Source organism: Herbaspirillum rubrisubalbicans, from assembly GCF_003719195.1.
GTDB classification, from domain to species: domain Bacteria; phylum Pseudomonadota; class Gammaproteobacteria; order Burkholderiales; family Burkholderiaceae_D; genus Herbaspirillum; species Herbaspirillum rubrisubalbicans.
In genome coordinates this window covers 3905706-3920980 of sequence record NZ_CP024996.1, presented here as the reverse complement: position 1 = coordinate 3920980, position 15275 = coordinate 3905706, and the positions used below count along the sequence as shown (strand labels likewise).

Here is a 15275-nt window from a genome sequence, read left to right as displayed (position 1 = left end):
ATCGTTCTCTTTTGTCTATACTTTGCTGCTTGAACCTTCATAGCAGATAAAACAACGACAACGCCATGCGCTCAACCATCGCCCAGAAAGCTTCCCGTTCCGAATTCTTTGATGTGCGCGGTCTGCGCTACCACGTGCGCCACTGGGGCGACCCGCAGGCGCCCAAGATCTTCATGATGCACGGCTGGATGGATATGTCGGCTTCGTTCCAGTTCATGGTCGATGCACTGCAAGGGCAGTGGCACGTCATCGCTCCCGATTGGCGCGGCTTCGGCCTGACCGAGCGCAGCCCGGCGCAATCCTACTGGTTCCCCGATTATCTGGCCGACCTCGACGCCATCCTCGACCACTATGCCCCCGACCAGGCCATCAACCTGCTCGGCCACAGCATGGGCGGCAATGTCGTGACCCTGTATGCCGGTGTGCGGTCGCAGCGCATCGCGCGCCTCATCAATCTGGAGGGCCTGGGCCTGCCCACGGCCAAGCCGGAACAGGCGCCGGGGCGCTTTGTGCAATGGATGGATGAAGTTAAGAATCGGCCCATCCTGCGCGGCTATGCGACGCTGCAAGAGGTGGCGGCGCGGCTGCAGAAGAACAACGCGCGCCTGTCCGATGAACGCGCCGCTTTCCTGGCCCAGCACTGGGCGCAGCAGGATGAGAGCGGCCTGTGGCAGATCCTGGGCGATCCGGCGCACAAGCAGGTCAGCCCCATCCTGTACCGGGTCGATGAAATGATGGCCTGCTGGAGCCGCATCAGCGCGCCGGTGCTGTGGATCGAAGCCATCGACAGCGATATCTGGCGCTTCTTCGGCCCGGCTTCGCTCAAGCGCGAGGAAATCGACCGTCGCATCGCCTGCATCCCCAAGACGCAGGTGGAGATGATCGCCGAGGCCGGCCACATGCTGCACCACGACCAGCCCGAACGACTGGCGCAACTGATCGAGACTTTCCTGCAGCAGCCGGTCTGAGCGGGAGCCATCGTGCGGGGGAGGGCCGAAGCGCGTAAAATGAGAGAATTCCCAATCAATCGCACCCCCTGATCGGCGGCAGCCACAAGCGACCGGCCCGAGTCATCGTGCTTTTCTATGCCTGAACTCAAGTTCGATCTGCATTGCCATTCCAACGTCTCCGACGGCCTGTTGTCGCCGGAGGAGGTGGCTGCACGCGCCAAGGCCAATGGCGTCGACGTCTGGGCGCTGACCGACCATGATGAAGTGGGCGGTGTGGCGCGCGCCCGTGCCGCTGCGCACGCGCTGGGCATGAAGCACGTGGCCGGGGTGGAAATTTCGGTCACCTGGGCCGGCCATACGGTGCACGTGGTGGGTTTGCGCATCGATGAGAACAACCGCGCACTGGTGGAAGGCCTGGCCGCGACCCGCAATGGCCGCGAGCGCCGCGCCCGCGAGATTGCCGCGGCGCTGGAGCAGCATGGTATCGGCGGCGCCTATGAAGGTGCCTTGCAGCATGTGGGCAATCCCGACCTGATCTCGCGCACCCACTTCGCGCGCTACCTGGTGGAGTGCGGTCACTGCTGCGATACCAAGGAGGTCTTTGCCAACTACCTCACCGAAGGTAAACCGGGCTACGTGCCGCACCGCTGGGCCACGCTGGAAGAGGCTGTGCGCTGGATACGCGGGGCCGGCGGGGTGGCCGTGATCGCCCATCCGGGACGCTACAAGTACACCCAGACCCAGTTCGGCGCGCTGTTCGATGAATTCAGGCAGCTCGGGGGCGCGGCCATCGAAGTCAATACCGGCAGTCATACGCCGGAGCAGTACCAGCAATATGCTCAGGTGGCGCGCAGCTATGGCTTTTTGGGGTCGATGGGCTCGGACTTCCATGGTCCGGGCGAGTCGCGCCTGGACCTGGGCGAGTTGCCGCCGCTGCCTGTTGGTGTCAAGCCGGTGTGGCATGACTGGGAACTGTAAGCGCGGCCCTTGAATTGCAAGGCAGGATGCCTATCTAATAACCACTTTTCCGATAGGAGTTTTCCCGATGAAACGCATCCTGCTGTTTATCGCCACCAACATCGCCGTACTGGTGGTGATGAGCGTGATCCTGTCCTTGCTGGGCGTAGACCGCTTCCTGACCCGCTCCGGCCTGAACCTGCCGATGCTGCTGGTGTTTTCGCTGGTGGTCGGTTTCACCGGATCGATCATCTCCTTGCTGATGAGCAAGAGCATGGCCAAGTGGTCCACCGGCGCCCGCGTGATCGACACTCCCATGAATGGCACCGAAGCCTGGCTGCTGCAAACCGTGGGCAAACTGGCCCAGCGCGCCGGCATCGGGATGCCGGAAGTGGCGGTCTATGACGGTGAACCCAATGCCTTTGCCACCGGTGCGTTCCGGGATTCGGCCTTGGTGGCGGTCTCCACCGGCCTGTTGCAAGGCATGACCCAGGAGGAAGTGGAAGCCGTGCTGGGTCATGAAGTGGCGCACATCGCCAATGGCGACATGGTGACCATGACCCTGATCCAGGGGGTGGTCAATACCTTCGTGGTGTTCCTGTCGCGGGTGGTCGGCTATTTCGTCGATTCGGCTCTGCGCCGCAACAACGACGAGTCCGGTCCCGGCATCGGCTACATGGTGACGGTGATGGTGTGCCAGATCGTTTTTGGCATCGGCGCCTCGATCATCGTGGCCTGGTTCTCGCGCCACCGCGAGTTCCGTGCTGACGCCGGTGCGGCGCGCCTGTTGGGCACGCCCCAGCCGATGATCAATGCCCTGGCGCGGCTGGGCGGTTTTTCGCCGGAAGGCTTGCCGCAGAACATGGCGGCCCTGGGGATCAGCGACAAGCCAGGTTTCATGGAGCTGTTCTCGACCCACCCGCCGCTGGAACAGCGCATTGCCGCCCTGCGCGGCCAGCGTTGAGCGCAGCGCACTCTTGCAACGGCGGTGGCGACACCGCCGTTGTGCTTTTTACGAATTGCATTGAATTGGATGTGGAAACGAAGTCATGAGCCAGTTTTTCGAGATTCACCCCGACAACCCGCAGTTGCGTCTCATCAAGCAAGCCGCACAGATCATCCACAAGGGCGGCCTGGTGGCCCTGCCCACCGACTCCTGTTATGCCCTGGTCTGCCAGCTGGACAACAAGGATGCCGTGGAGCGCGTGCGCCGCATCCGTGGCGTCGATGAAAAGCACCACCTGACCTTGCTGTGCCGCGACCTCTCCGAGATCGCCCAGTATGCCAAGGTCGATAACCGCCAGTACCGGCTGATGAAGGCCGCCACGCCGGGCGCCTTTACCTTCATCCTGGAAGCCACCAAGGAAGTACCGCGCCGCCTCTCGCATCCCTCGCGCAAGACCATCGGCCTGCGCGTGCCCGAGAATCGCATCGCCCACATGCTGCTGGAAGAACTGGGCCAGCCCTTGCTGGGCACCACCCTGATCCTGCCCGATGAAGAACTGCCGCTGACCCACGCCGAAGACATCCGCAGCCATCTGGAAAAGAGAATCGAGCTGGTCATCGACAGTGGCGCCTGCAGCCTGGAGCCCACTACCGTGATCGACCTGACCGACGATGAAGAGCCGGTGCTGGTGCGCCAGGGCAGGGGGGATGCGAGTATCTTTGGTCTGCAGGCTGCATAAAGCGAATATTTATTCATATAAGCAGGGGCCGGCAGCTTCATTGTCACGCAATTCCCGGGCTTCGTATTGCCCCTCTGCTAAAATCCCCGCCCATGAACGATCTCATCCAGACTGTCGCGGTCTACGCGCTCCCGGTGCTCTTCGCCATCACCTTGCACGAGGCAGCGCACGCCTATGCTGCCAAGTTCTTTGGCGACAACACCGCCTATTCGATGGGGCGCATGAGCATGAACCCGATGAAGCACATCGACCCCTTCGGCACCATCCTCATTCCCGTCCTGCTGTACTTCGCCACCGGTGGCAATTTCCTGTTCGGCTATGCCAAGCCGGTACCGATCAATTTCGGTCACCTGCGCAAGCCCAAGCGCGACATGGCTTGGGTCGCGCTGGCCGGTCCGGCTGCCAATTTCTTCATGGCGTTCTTGTGGATGGTGGCCATCTATGCGCTCGCACTGGGCGGGGTGCAAGAAGAATTCTTCACCCTCATGGCCCGGGCCGGGGTGCTGACCAATCTGGTGATGTTTGCCTTCAACCTGTTCCCGATTCCGCCGCTGGATGGCGGGCGCATCCTTACCAGCTTGTTGCCGCACAAATATGCGTATAAATTCGCCCAGATTGAGCCCTATGGCTTCTTCATCGTCATGGCGCTGGTGCTGCTCAAGTTGATTTATACCTGGTGGATGGCCCCGGTGATGTATGTTGCCGGCCAGCTATTGCAACTCATTACTTATCCCATCACCTTGCTGTTCTGAATGAACCGCCAACCGACAACCCTCGCCCAACGCCATGTATCCTGACCGCGTCGTCTCCGGTATGCGCCCCACGGGCGCGCTGCACCTGGGCCACTATCACGGTGCCCTGAAGAACTGGGTCAAGCTGCAATCCGAATTGCCCTGCCTGTTCTTCGTGGCCGACTGGCACGCCCTGACCACCCATTACGACGATCCTTCCGTGATCGAGACCAGCACCTGGGAAATGGTGATCGACTGGCTCGCCGCCGGAGTCGATCCGTCCCAGGCCACGCTGTTCATCCAGTCGCGCGTGCCGGAACATGCCGAACTGCACCTGCTGCTGTCCATGGCCACCCCGCTGGGCTGGCTGGAACGCGTGCCGACCTACAAGGACCAGCAGGAAAAGCTGGCCGACCGTGACCTGGCCACCTACGGCTTCCTGGGATACCCGCTGCTGCAGGCGGCCGACGTGCTGATCTACCGCGCCAGCCAGGTGCCGGTGGGCGAGGACCAGGTACCGCATATCGAGATCATGCGCGAGATTGCGCGCCGCTTTAACCATCTTTATGGCAAGGAAAAAGGCTTCGAGGAAAAGGCGCTGGCGGCCACCAAGAAGCTGGGCAGCAAGCGCGCCAAGCTGTATCTGGAACTGCGCACGCAATTCCAGGAAAAGGGCGATGATGAAGCCTTGGAACAGGCCAAGGCCATGCTGGACGATGCCCAGAACCTGTCGATGATCGATCGTGAACGTTTGTTCGGCTATCTCGAAGGCAGCCGCAAGCTGATCCTCACCGAACCCCAGGCCATGTTGACCGAAGCCTCGCGCCTGCCAGGTTTGGATGGCGCCAAGATGTCCAAGAGCTACGGCAATGCCATCGCCCTGCGCGAAGACGCGGCCACGGTCACCAAGAAGGTCAAGACCATGCCCACCGACCCGCAGCGCGTGCGCCGCAGCGATCCGGGCGACCCGGATAAATGCCCGGTCTGGCAATTCCACCAGGTCTATTCCACGCCGGAAGTGAAGGAATGGGCCGCCAAGGGCTGCCGTTCGGCCGGGATCGGTTGCCTGGAGTGCAAGCAGCCTGTGATCGATGCCATCTTGCAAGAACAGCAACCGATGCTGGAGCGGGCCCAGCCTTATCTGGACGACCCTTCGCTGGTGCGCGCGATCGTCGCCGATGGCTGCGAAAAGGCGCGCAAGCTGGCCCAGGACACCATGCGCGACGTGCGCGAAGCCATGGGGCTGGGTTATTGAGTATCGGCAAGCCGGGTAGCGCGCCCGCCAGCACGCGGTTCTCCGTTTTTTTTACGTCCGCTTTCATCTGTAGCAGCGGCAAATTGACCTGATGAGGCGTCTATCCGCTACAATCAGGCCTTTATTTTGACCATCATCTAAAGCACGCACACCATGATCAAGGGTAGCATTGTTGCAATCGTCACTCCCATGCATCCGGACGGCAGCCTCGACTACGACGGCCTGCGCAAGCTGATCGACTGGCATATCGCCGAGGGAACGGACAGTATCGTCATCGTCGGCACCACCGGCGAATCGCCCACCGTCTCGATGGAAGAACACTGCGAACTGATCAAGGTCGCGGTCGAACACACCGCCAAGCGCATTCCCATCATCGCCGGAACCGGCGGCAATTCCACCTCCGAAGCCATCGAACTGACCGAGTTTGCCAAGAAGGTCGGTGCCGACGCCTCGCTGCAAGTGGTGCCCTACTACAACCGTCCGACCCAGGAAGGCATGTACCTGCACTTCAAGACCATCGCCGAGGCGGTGGATCTGCCGGTGATCCTGTACAACGTGCCCGGCCGCACCGTGGCCGACATGAGCAACGAGACCATCCTGCGCCTGGCCCAGGTCAAGGGCATCGTGGGTGTGAAGGACGCCACTGGCAACATCGCCCGCGGTAGCGACCTGATCCGCCTGGCGCCCAAGAGCTTTGCGGTCTATTCCGGTGACGACGCCACTGCCTTCGCCCTGATGTTCTATGGCGGCGCCGGCAACATCTCAGTCACCGCCAACGTCGCCCCGCGTGACATGCACGAACTGTGCGTGGCCGCCATGAGCGGCAACATCGCGCGCGCCGTGGAACTGAACAACAAGTTGCTGCCGCTGCACAACAAGCTCTTCGTCGAACCCAATCCGGTGCCGGTCAAGTGGGCCATGCAGGAAATGGGTCTGATCCCGACCGGAATGCGCCTGCCGCTGGCGCCGCTGGGTGAGGCTTTCCACGACACCGTGCGCGCCGCCCTGCGCGAGTCCGGTGTCTTAAACTGATCGGCTTGGCCGCTTTGGCGCAGGTCTCCTGAAATCCGATTCCGCTTTCAATAGTAACGATATGACTAATCGCAACAACGTTCGTCCGGTATCCCGCTCCGCGTACACCCTTACCCAACGCAGCATCGTCGTCGCACTGGCGCTGGCCGGACTGGCGGGATGTTCGTCCATCGGCAATATGCTCGAAGGCGACCGTATCGATTACAAGAGCGCCGAAAAGGCCCGTGGCCCGCGCCTGGAAGTGCCACCCGACCTGACCCAGCTGCAGCGCGACAACCGTTACTCCATCCCCGAAGCCAACAAGGGCGTGGCCACGGCTTCCGGTTATCAACTGGAACAGCAGACCAAGCCCACCACCGACCTGACCTCGGTGGCACCCGATGCCCAGGGCAAGGATATCCGTATCGAGCGCGATGGCTCGCAGCGCTGGTTGGTGGTCAAGCAGACCCCGGAACAACTGTGGCCGCAGATCAAGGACTTCTGGCAGGACAACGGTTTCCTGATCAACGTCGAATCGCCTGACACTGGCGTGATGGAAACCGACTGGGCCGAAAACCGCGCCAAGATCCCGCAGGACTTCATCCGTAACACCTTGGGCAAGGTATTCGACTCGCTGTACTCCACCGGTGAGCGCGACAAGTTCCGCACTCGCCTGGAGCGCGGCCCCAACGGCACCACCGAGATCTTCATCAGCCACCGCGGCGCTGAGGAAGTGCTGACCGGTTCGGCCAAGGAAACCTCGGTGTGGACTGCGCGTCCCTCCGATCCGGGCCTGGAAGCCGAATTCCTGTCGCGCCTGATGGTGCGCCTGGGCGCAGATGCAACCAAGGCCAAGGCCGCTGTGGCCAACGCTCCCTCTCTGCAGGCCCGTTCGCGCCTGGTCAAGACCGCCACTGGTACCAGTGTGCAAGTCGATGAAGGCTTCGACCGCGCATGGCGTCGTATCGGCCTGGCGCTGGACCGCGTGGGCTTCACCGTGGAAGACCGCGACCGCAGCCAGGGCATCTACTACGTGCGCTACGTGGACCAGGACCAGGATGCCAAGGACAAGAAGGACAGCGGTTTCTTCTCGCGCATCTTCAGCTCCAAGGACAAGGACAAGAAGGCCGCCAAGTACCGCATCGTGGTCAAGGGTGCCGGCTCCGACAGCAGTAACATCGTCGTGCAGAACGGCGAGGGTGGCCCGGATACTTCGGGTATCTCCGACAAGATCCTGGGCTTGCTCAACGACCAGCTGAAGTAAGCAGGATCCGGGGCTCAGATGAAGTTCGCGAGCCTCGGCAGCGGCAGCGAAGGCAATGCGCTGCTGATCTCGGCCGCAGCCGGCGACTCTCGTCCCTCTTCCGGGACGACCGTCATGCTGGACTGCGGCTTTACCTTGCGTGAAGCCGAAAAACGCATGTTGCGTCTGGGCCTGGACCCGTCGGACGTCTCGGCCATCGTGGTCACGCATGAACATTCTGACCACGTCAGTGGCGTCTTCAAGTTTGCGCGCCGCTATCGCATCCCGGTTTGGCTCAGTTATGGCACTTTCCAGGCCGTCGCCGAGCAGGCCAGCGATGTCGATGTGCGCTTCTGTGCCGATGGCCAGAAGATCGCCATCGGCGACCTCGAACTATCCCCCTATACCGTTCCGCATGACGCCCGCGAGCCCATCCAGTATGTGGCCGGCGATGGCGACCGCCGCCTGGGCGTATTGACCGATGCCGGTCAGCCGACTGCGCACCTGGTGCAGGCGCTGGGTGCCTGCGACGCCTTGCTGCTGGAGTGCAACCACGACCGCGAGATGCTGGAGCGCTCGCCTTATCCCGCCTTCCTCAAGCGCCGCATTGGCGGTGACTATGGCCACCTGGCCAATGATGCCAGCGCCGAGATCCTGCGCCTGCTCGACCGCAGCCGGCTCAAGCGTGTCATCGGCGCGCATCTCAGCCAGCAGAACAACACCCCCGAACTGGCGCGCGCGGCCATCGAAAGCGTGCTCGGCCATACCTTTGGCGACATCGGCATTGCCTGCCAGGAGGAAGGTTTCAGCTGGCTCGATGTCTGAGCCGGAATGCGAGTAGGTCAGGTTCCTGTCAGCCTGGCGTGCGCTGCAGCAGAAACAATTTGTTGCGCTTTGATTGCAGTCCGCGATCCGTTTTTTTCGTCTCTTCCACCTTCTGCTCCCCAGGTTCGTATCGTTTAAGCGGTCGCTGGAGGCATGTCAGTGCTTTGTCAGTACCCAGGTTGCCCGCAGGGGATTTGATGCGCTTGTGGCGCGTTTTGATGGGTTTTGAGGTGGATCAAAAAGAGGGGACTCGCTGGCGCAGAGTTGGGCTTGAGCACGAGAGGCAGGCGTTGGGAAAAACAGAACCGCAGGACGAAAAAAAACCGGCCTTGCGACCGGTTTTTTCCGAGATAATCCGAAGATTACTTGGCCGGGGCTTCAGCCGGCTTTGCGTCAGCGGCCGGAGCGGCTTCAGCAGGCTTGGCGTCAGCAGCCGGAGCAGCGGCGTCGGCCGGCTTGGATGCGTCAGCAGCCGGAGCAGCGGTGTCAGCCGGCTTGGCAGCGTCAGCAGCCGGAGCAGCAGCGGCCGGAGCTTCAGCAGCAGGAGCAGCTGCAGGTGCCGGAGCGTCTTCCTTCTTGCCGCAAGCAGCCAGAGCAATAGCCAACAACGAAGCGATCAACAGAGTCTTTTTCATGAATATTCCTTCAATATTAAAAATTGTGCGATGAATAATTACCGGTAATTATCGCTCTACTGGGAGGCTTTCGCCGCGGGGTATGACCTCACGGTCGGGCTTCGGTTCTGGCTTCTTTTGTACTGCCGAAACATCACCGGACAACGAAAACTTTCCAGCCCATCATTATAGCTATTTTTTTCCAGAATCGCAGCGCCAGTGCGTTTATTCGTAAGAATTTGTAAGAACTTACATCCCTCTCACTGCAACCGGAAGGCCTTGTCACAAGCGACTTTCCGAGATTTTCTAAAGTGATTTCGAGATAGTCGCCCGATAATTTTTCACTAATCTCGAATAATCTCTAGCCAGCCACTTTCATGCCACTGGTGTAGGGCTTCCAGCAGGTCTTCCGACGCCTGCGCGAAGTCGGTTTTTTCCAGTGTGCGGTGATCTGCCAGCTTGACCAGGATGACCTTGTCAGCGCGACCTACCTGGAACGATTCGCCATTGATGAAGACGTGCGAGCCGCGATACAGCATCCGCGTCTTGCGATGCAGTGCCAGACCACGTTTCTTGGCCCCCTGGAAAAAGCGAGCAAAGGACATTTCTTCAGCCGGTGCTTCGAAGAAAACGCTGGGTTTTGGTTCCGACAGATGTTGGCCGAGAAAGATGGTGATGTCGTCGTCGGTGAAGCGGATCTTGTTGAGTTCTTCGCGGATGCGCGTGAGCATGTCCAGTTGCAGCTCGGCCGGCTTGGCGCTGGTCTTGAGGTCCGGGTCGGCATAGCGGCCGGGCAGGTCGATGGTGTCCATCATGAATTCCAGGAAGGATTCGCCCAGTTCCTGATAGGTCGGTGCGCGGAATCCTATGGAATAGGTCATGCATTCGCCCACGGCCACGCCATCGTGGGCGTAGTGCGGTGGCAGGTAGAGCATGTCGCCCGGTTCCAGCACGAATTCCTGTTCCGCTTGGAAGTGGCTGAGGATCTTCAGCGGCACCCCTTCTTCCAGCGTCAGGTCGTCCTGGGCGCTGATGCGCCAGCGGCGCTGGCCATGCGCCTGCAGCAGGAACACGTCATAGGAATCGAAGTGCGGGCCGACGCCGCCGCCATCGGTGGCATAGCTGATCATCAGGTCGTCCAGGCGTGCATCGGGCACGAAGCGGAACTGGCGCAGCAGGGCGTCGGCGGCCGGGTGGTGCAGGTTCACGCCTTGCACCAGCAGGGTCCAGGCCTTTTGCTTCAAGGGCGGCAGCTTGTTGAAGGGGCCGTGCTGCATGTCCCAGCCGTCGCTGCGATGGGTGATGAGGCGCGATTCGACCTCATCGCGGCGGGCCAGGTCGAACAGCTCCTGGCGCGGTAGCGGTGCGGTAAAACCGGGGATGGCATTGCGGATCAACAGCGGCTTCTTGTGCCAGTAGTCACGCAGGAATTGGGCGGGCGTGATGCCGCCGAGCAGATCGAGTTTTTTCATGGTCGCCATTATAGGCGGGCTGACGCGGCGGCAAGCCATTGGCAGCCACCAAGTTTGATGCAGGTATAATCGCGGAGTCGAGAATCCGTTAGAAAGAGTCCTTGCCGCGCGGGAATGGCAAGGGGATGGTTCTTAGGCCCCAACCCGGGTGGCAGGCGTCCCGCGCGAACCGACCGCAGTACCTGCCGCTCCCGCACCACTATCGATACAAAGGACCCTTACGATGAAGATCGCGAAGAATACCGTCGTTTCCGTCAACTACAAGCTGTCGGATGCCCAGAACAACCTCATCGAGCAAAGCAGCGAGCCGATGGTCTACCTGCACGGTGGCTACCACAACACCCTGCCCAAGATCGAAGAAGCGCTGGACGGCAAGGAAACCGGCTACAGCACCACCATCCAGGTCGAGCCGGAAGATGCCTTCGGCGAATACGATTCCGAGCTGGTCAAGATCGAACCGGTCGAGCGCCTGCCGCAGCCGCTGGAAGTGGGGATGCAGTTCGAAGGCTCGCCCGATGACGACAGCGAAGAGTCGGTTATCTTCACCGTCACCGAAGTGGCCGACGGCAAGGCCGTGCTGGATGGCAACCACCCGCTGGCCGGCATCGCCCTGCGTTTCGAACTGGCCGTCACCGAAGTGCGCGCCGCCTCCGAAGAAGAAGTGGCCCACGGCCACGTACACGGCGCCCATGGTCATCACCATCATCACGATGACGAAGATGAAGGCGAAGCCGGCGATCATTTCCGCAGCCAGCCGCTGAACTGATCCGATATCGCTGCACCGGCCTGGTGGCAAACCAGGCAATGAGTAAGATCTGTTCATACGATGCATGAAAAAACGCCCGCAGAAGCCATCTGCGGGCGTTTTTCTTCATATAGCCGCCAAAAAACACCTTAGCGCCGGTCTCCATCGGCATCCGCCACTGCAAACAGCTGGGGCAATTGCTCATCCATGACGATCTTGAGCCAGCGTTCACCCACGCCGACGTTGCCCAGGTTGCCGCTCCACAGGATGTGGGCGGGGGTCTTGTTCTTGCCGCCCTGGGAATGCACCACCAGCACCCGGCCATGGAACTTGCCGGCCAGTTCCGAAAACAGTTTACGGGTTTCGGCAAAGCCGTCGCGCTGGGTACGGAAGAAGGAGTGCTTGGGCGGCGGGCCGAAGGGATTGCCATCGCTGAAGAAGACGATGGCCGCGCTCTTTTTCAAGGCGGCAAAGGCGAACAGGTGCTGCAGCCAGTTGCGGTTGGCGATGAGCCTATCCTCGAATTCATTGTTGCGCCCGCCATCGAGCAGGAAGTGATTGTTACCGGCCGGCAGGTTGACGGTGGCAAAGAGCACATTGCCGATTTCCCAGCGGGTGTTTTCGGCATAGCTGCGGAACTTGGGGGTGAGCGACTGGCGCAGCAGCGGCAGGCGGGTGGCGCCCAGCGAGAATTCACCGGCGTAGAAGATATCTCTCATGCGCGCCAGGCGTTCGATGGCGTCCGAGCGGTTTTCACGGTCGCGGCAGGTGATCCAGTCACTGCCGGCCAGCGACATGAAGATGCCGTTCTGCGCCTGCGACAGCAGCTCGTGGCGGGCATTGTAGAGACTATCCTCGCAACCCTCGGAGGGCGACTTGATGCCATTGACCACCACGAAGGCCAGGTTGTCGGCATCGGTTTCGGTCAGTGCCTGGCGCAGGCTGTCTTCCCCCTTGGCGCCCGCGCTGGCGTGGTTGATCACCCCGAACGAAAAATCCGGCGTCCCGCCCCAGGCCGCACCGGCTGCCAAGGTCGCAGCGCAGGTGAGCCAGGTGCACAGCAGGATGCGTTGGAGCGGGCGGAGGGTCATACCGTCTCTCGGTGGAGGGTGGGGGGCGGGTCAGGCTTACTGGCCCCGGCTCAAGGCCTTCAACTGGTACAGCGCCTCCAGCGCCTGGCGCGGCGTGAGGGCGTCGGGGTCGATGCCTGCCAGCGACTGCAGCAGTGCCTGCGCCAGCGGATCGGGTTGGACCGCCTCGGGCGTAGTGTGTTCATCGTCCAGTGCTTCAGCTTCATCTTCGGATGCGGGTTCGGTGAAGGCGGGCGAACTGAACAGGTCGAACTGCGGCGTGGGTTGCATGGACTGGCTTTCCAGCGCCGAGAGGTGCTTGCGTGCCGCGCGGATGACCGGCGCCGGCACGCCGGCCAGTTGCGCCACCTGCAGGCCATAGCTCTGCGAGGCCGGGCCGCTTTGCACCGCATGCAGGAAGACGATGCTGTCCTTGTGCTCCACCGCCGACAGATGCACGTTGGCCGCACTCGGATGGATGTCCGGCAACTGCGTCAGTTCGAAGTAGTGGGTGGCAAAGAGGGTGAAGCTGCGGGTCACGTCGATCAGGTGCTTGGCAATCGCCCAGGCCAGCGCCAGGCCGTCGAAGGTCGAGGTGCCGCGCCCCACCTCATCCATCAGCACCAGCGAGTGTTCTGTGGCATTGTTGAGGATGGAGGCCGATTCGGTCATCTCCACCATGAAGGTGGAACGACCGCCGGCCAGGTCGTCGGCGGCGCCGATGCGGGTGAAGATGCGGTCGATCGGCCCGATCACGGCGCTGGTGGCCGGCACGAAGCTGCCCACGTAGGCAAGCAGGGTGATCAGCGCCACCTGGCGCATGAAGGTCGATTTACCGCCCATGTTGGGGCCGGTGATCAAGAGCAGCTTGCGTTCTGCTGCGAGCTGGCAATCGTTGGCGATGAAGCGCTCGATCTGGTTTTCCACCACCGGGTGACGGCCTTGCTCGATCTGGATGCAGGGCTCGGCCACCAGTTGCGGCGCGCACCAGTTGTTGCGCACGGCGTGATCGGCCAGCGCCACCAGGGTGTCGAGCTGGGCCAGGGCATGGGCGATGGCTTGCAGGCGCACGATATGAACGCCCATGTCATTGAGTAACTGTTCGTAGAGGAATTTCTCGCGTGACAGTGAACGTTCCTGCGCAGACAGCGCCTTGTCTTCGAAGGCCTTCAGCTCGGGGATGATGTAGCGCTCGGCGTTCTTCAGGGTCTGGCGGCGGCGATAGTCTTCCGGCACCTTGTCGGTCTGGCCGTGGGTGACTTCGATGTAGAAGCCATGCACCTTGTTGTATTCGACGCGCAGGTTGGCAATTCCGGTGCGCTCGCGCTCGCGGGCTTCCAGCTCCAGCAGATACTGGCCGGCGTTTTCGGACAGGCCGCGCAATTCATCCAGTTCGGCATCGAAGCCGCGTGCGATCACGCCGCCGTCGCGCACCATGGCGGCGGGTTCCAGCATGATGGCGCGTTCCAGCAGGTCCAGGCATTCCACCGGCGTGGCCAGGTCGTCGTGCAATTGCTCCAGCAGCGGCGCCTCGGCGTCACGCGCGCACATTTCCACATAGGCGCGCAGCGACCCCAGTTGCTGCAGGCCGGCACGCAAGCCCGCCAGGTCGCGCGGACGTGCCGAGAGCAGGGCGATGCGGGTGGTGATGCGTTCGATGTCGGGCACCGCTGCAAGAGTCGCCGACAGGCCCGAGCAGGCATCGGTGCGCATCAGGGCATTGATGGCGGCGTGGCGCGCGCGCGCTACCTGCTGGTCGCGCAGGGCGTGATGCAGCCAATGGCGCAGCAGGCGCGAACCCATGGCGGTACGGCAGTGGTCCAGCGTGGAAAAGAGCGTGGGCGCCAGGGTGTTGGCATCTTGCGCGCGGATGGTTTCGGTCAGTTCCAGGTTGCGGCGGGTGGCGGCATCCAGGCCGATGAATTCATTTTCGGATTCGACGGTGAGGGTGCGCACGTGCTGCAGGCCGCGTCCCTGGGTCGATTGCGCATAACGCAGCAGGGCGCCGGCGGCGCAGATGGCCGGGCCCAGGCCATCTGCGCCGAAGCCGTGCAGGGTGGCCACGCCCAGTTGATCGAGCAGGGCCTTTTCGCCGCTGGGCTGGTCGAAATGCCAGTCGGGCACTGTGACGGCGCGATTGGGCAAGAGCGGCTCGCACTGTTCCAACTGGCCTTCGGCCACCAGCACTTCGGCGGCCGAGATGCGTTCCAGTTCCTGCTTGACGCGGCCATCCAGCAAATGCGCCTCGACCGTGAATTCCATCATCTTCAGCGCACCGCTGGCCATGGATAGCCAGGCCAGGCCCACCTGCATCTGCTTGCGCGATTTCGACGGCAGCAACTGCATGGCCAGCAGGCAGCGCTCGGCCTTTTCAGGCAGCAGATCGGAATCGGTCAGGGTGCCGGGGGTGACCACCCGCACCACCTTGCGCTCCACCGGGCCTTTGCTGGTGGCCGGGTCGCCGATCTGTTCGCAGATCGCCACCGATTCGCCCAGCTTGATCAGGCGCGCCAGGTATTGCTCCACCGAATGGAAGGGCACGCCGGCCATCTTGATCGGGTTGCCGTTGGAGGAGCCGCGCTGGGTGAGCGTGACGCCCATCAGGCGCGAGGCCTTTTCGGCATCCTCGAAGAACAATTCATAGAAATCGCCCATGCGGTAGAACACCAGCGTGTTGGGATGATCGGCCTTGATGCGAAGGTACTGCTGCATCATAG

At 61.9% G+C, this 15275-nt stretch carries 14 protein-coding genes; 10 read left to right on the top strand and 4 right to left on the bottom strand.

All coding sequences use genetic code 11. From position 1 onward, the window contains the following. Window positions 1-65 precede the first annotated feature (65 nt). The 9 genes from RC54_RS17415 to RC54_RS17375 all read left to right on the top strand — a co-directional run bounded on the left by RC54_RS17415 (window position 66) and on the right by RC54_RS17375 (window position 8657). Complete coding sequence (locus RC54_RS17415; RefSeq protein ID WP_061790180.1) at window positions 66-968, top strand: alpha/beta fold hydrolase; 903 nt, start codon at window positions 66-68, stop codon at window positions 966-968. Between the two features lie 117 nt (window positions 969-1085). After that, window positions 1086-1928, top strand: a complete 843-nt coding sequence (locus tag RC54_RS17410; protein ID WP_058896275.1) for a 3',5'-nucleoside bisphosphate phosphatase — start codon at window positions 1086-1088, stop codon at window positions 1926-1928. A 67-nt stretch (window positions 1929-1995) separates the two neighbouring features. Continuing rightward, window positions 1996-2871: a protease HtpX gene (gene htpX / locus RC54_RS17405; protein WP_058896274.1), complete on the top strand. Its 876-nt coding sequence runs from the start codon at window positions 1996-1998 to the stop codon at window positions 2869-2871. An 85-nt stretch (window positions 2872-2956) separates the two neighbouring features. Next, window positions 2957-3592, top strand: coding sequence for an L-threonylcarbamoyladenylate synthase (locus RC54_RS17400; protein ID WP_058896273.1), 636 nt, complete (start codon window positions 2957-2959; stop codon window positions 3590-3592). A gap of 92 nt (window positions 3593-3684) precedes the next feature. After that, window positions 3685-4344, top strand: coding sequence for a site-2 protease family protein (locus RC54_RS17395; RefSeq protein ID WP_058896272.1), 660 nt, complete (start codon window positions 3685-3687; stop codon window positions 4342-4344). Between the two features lie 34 nt (window positions 4345-4378). After that, on the top strand, window positions 4379-5578 hold the full coding sequence (locus RC54_RS17390; RefSeq protein WP_044530245.1) for a tryptophan--tRNA ligase: 1200 nt from the start codon (window positions 4379-4381) through the stop codon (window positions 5576-5578). 153 nt (window positions 5579-5731) lie between these two features. Continuing rightward, entirely contained in the window at window positions 5732-6610 is an 879-nt protein-coding gene (gene dapA, locus RC54_RS17385) for a 4-hydroxy-tetrahydrodipicolinate synthase (RefSeq protein ID WP_058896271.1), read from the top strand. A gap of 61 nt (window positions 6611-6671) precedes the next feature. Further along, entirely contained in the window at window positions 6672-7853 is a 1182-nt protein-coding gene (gene bamC, locus RC54_RS17380; protein WP_058896270.1) for an outer membrane protein assembly factor BamC, read from the top strand. Window positions 7854-7871: 18 nt separating this feature from the next. After that, window positions 7872-8657 carry an MBL fold metallo-hydrolase gene (locus tag RC54_RS17375; protein ID WP_058896269.1) on the top strand — a complete coding sequence of 262 codons (786 nt, stop codon included), beginning with the start codon at window positions 7872-7874 and terminating at the stop codon, window positions 8655-8657. 362 nt (window positions 8658-9019) lie between these two features. On the opposite strand, the gene RC54_RS17370 is transcribed toward RC54_RS17375, so the two are convergent. Both RC54_RS17370 and RC54_RS17365 read right to left on the bottom strand, forming a co-directional pair. Next, the gene (locus RC54_RS17370) at window positions 9020-9292 is read right to left on the bottom strand and encodes a hypothetical protein (RefSeq protein ID WP_058896268.1); all 273 of its coding nucleotides are present in this window, start codon (window positions 9290-9292) and stop codon (window positions 9020-9022) included. Between the two features lie 323 nt (window positions 9293-9615). Further along, window positions 9616-10743 (bottom strand): JmjC domain-containing protein, encoded by a 1128-nt coding sequence (locus RC54_RS17365; protein WP_341867330.1) that lies wholly within the window; start codon window positions 10741-10743, stop codon window positions 9616-9618. Between the two features lie 223 nt (window positions 10744-10966). On the opposite strand from RC54_RS17365, the gene RC54_RS17360 reads away from it, so the two are divergent. After that, window positions 10967-11509 carry an FKBP-type peptidyl-prolyl cis-trans isomerase gene (locus RC54_RS17360; protein ID WP_058896266.1) on the top strand — a complete coding sequence of 181 codons (543 nt, stop codon included), beginning with the start codon at window positions 10967-10969 and terminating at the stop codon, window positions 11507-11509. A gap of 128 nt (window positions 11510-11637) precedes the next feature. On the opposite strand, the gene RC54_RS17355 is transcribed toward RC54_RS17360, so the two are convergent. Continuing rightward, window positions 11638-12579 carry a hypothetical protein gene (locus RC54_RS17355; protein ID WP_058896265.1) on the bottom strand — a complete coding sequence of 314 codons (942 nt, stop codon included), beginning with the start codon at window positions 12577-12579 and terminating at the stop codon, window positions 11638-11640. Between the two features lie 36 nt (window positions 12580-12615). Continuing rightward, the gene (gene mutS, locus RC54_RS17350) at window positions 12616-15273 is read right to left on the bottom strand and encodes a DNA mismatch repair protein MutS (RefSeq protein ID WP_164471221.1); all 2658 of its coding nucleotides are present in this window, start codon (window positions 15271-15273) and stop codon (window positions 12616-12618) included. Window positions 15274-15275: the final 2 nt, after the last annotated feature.

Excerpts from the sequence above, each read along its gene's own strand:
- RC54_RS17415 (WP_061790180.1), top strand. The coding sequence starts at position 66 with ATGCGCTCAACCATCGCCCAGAAAGCTTCCCGTTCCGAATTCTTTGAT.
- RC54_RS17410 (WP_058896275.1), top strand. The coding sequence starts at position 1,086 with ATGCCTGAACTCAAGTTCGATCTGCATTGCCATTCCAACGTCTCCGAC.
- htpX (WP_058896274.1), top strand. The coding sequence starts at position 1,996 with ATGAAACGCATCCTGCTGTTTATCGCCACCAACATCGCCGTACTGGTG.
- RC54_RS17400 (WP_058896273.1), top strand. The coding sequence starts at position 2,957 with ATGAGCCAGTTTTTCGAGATTCACCCCGACAACCCGCAGTTGCGTCTC.
- RC54_RS17395 (WP_058896272.1), top strand. The coding sequence starts at position 3,685 with ATGAACGATCTCATCCAGACTGTCGCGGTCTACGCGCTCCCGGTGCTC.
- RC54_RS17390 (WP_044530245.1), top strand. The coding sequence starts at position 4,379 with ATGTATCCTGACCGCGTCGTCTCCGGTATGCGCCCCACGGGCGCGCTG.
- dapA (WP_058896271.1), top strand. The coding sequence starts at position 5,732 with ATGATCAAGGGTAGCATTGTTGCAATCGTCACTCCCATGCATCCGGAC.
- bamC (WP_058896270.1), top strand. The coding sequence starts at position 6,672 with ATGACTAATCGCAACAACGTTCGTCCGGTATCCCGCTCCGCGTACACC.
- RC54_RS17375 (WP_058896269.1), top strand. The coding sequence starts at position 7,872 with ATGAAGTTCGCGAGCCTCGGCAGCGGCAGCGAAGGCAATGCGCTGCTG.
- RC54_RS17370 (WP_058896268.1), bottom strand. The coding sequence starts at position 9,292 with ATGAAAAAGACTCTGTTGATCGCTTCGTTGTTGGCTATTGCTCTGGCT.
- RC54_RS17365 (WP_341867330.1), bottom strand. The coding sequence starts at position 10,743 with ATGAAAAAACTCGATCTGCTCGGCGGCATCACGCCCGCCCAATTCCTG.
- RC54_RS17360 (WP_058896266.1), top strand. The coding sequence starts at position 10,967 with ATGAAGATCGCGAAGAATACCGTCGTTTCCGTCAACTACAAGCTGTCG.
- RC54_RS17355 (WP_058896265.1), bottom strand. The coding sequence starts at position 12,579 with ATGACCCTCCGCCCGCTCCAACGCATCCTGCTGTGCACCTGGCTCACC.
- mutS (WP_164471221.1), bottom strand. The coding sequence starts at position 15,273 with ATGATGCAGCAGTACCTTCGCATCAAGGCCGATCATCCCAACACGCTG.